Annotated in this window: 1 protein-coding gene; it reads right to left on the bottom strand. The window is 52.1% G+C overall.

What is annotated here, in order from left to right; all coding sequences use genetic code 11:
- Window positions 1–145 precede the first annotated feature (145 nt).
- Window positions 146–380: hypothetical protein (locus EN824_RS36400; RefSeq protein ID WP_245521075.1), on the bottom strand; the 235-nt coding region annotated here is incomplete at its 5' end.

The raw sequence follows: 380 nt of genomic DNA, 5'->3' as shown, positions 1-380 counted from the left end.
CGGCGAACACAGTCATTTGAAAAGACCGTAGACATCAGTCGTAGAAGCGAAGATCAACAAGCAACCGCCTTCGCGATCGGCGTCAAAGATATGGGTCTGTCTCCACTTTTTTCGTGCGATCCACCCTAAGAAGTGGTGATGACCGTTATTCTATTGATGCTTGTGATGGTTGATTGACGCAATTTTGAGGTATCTGTGAACCAATTTTTGCATTAATCGGTGCTTGGATACGGCCTCGGAAAGGGCGAAGCGCCATGGGAGACTGACTGTGGACGTGATAACGCACGTACGGACCTTCGCTGCTGTAGTACAACACGGAAGTTTTGCTGAAGCAGCGCGGGAGTTGGGCGTCGCGCCATCCGTGGTGGCGCGGCGCATCG

Source organism: Mesorhizobium sp. M8A.F.Ca.ET.181.01.1.1 (assembly GCF_004792025.1).
Taxonomy (GTDB): Bacteria; Pseudomonadota; Alphaproteobacteria; order Rhizobiales; family Rhizobiaceae; genus Mesorhizobium.
This window is presented reverse-complemented; position numbering and strand designations above follow the sequence as displayed.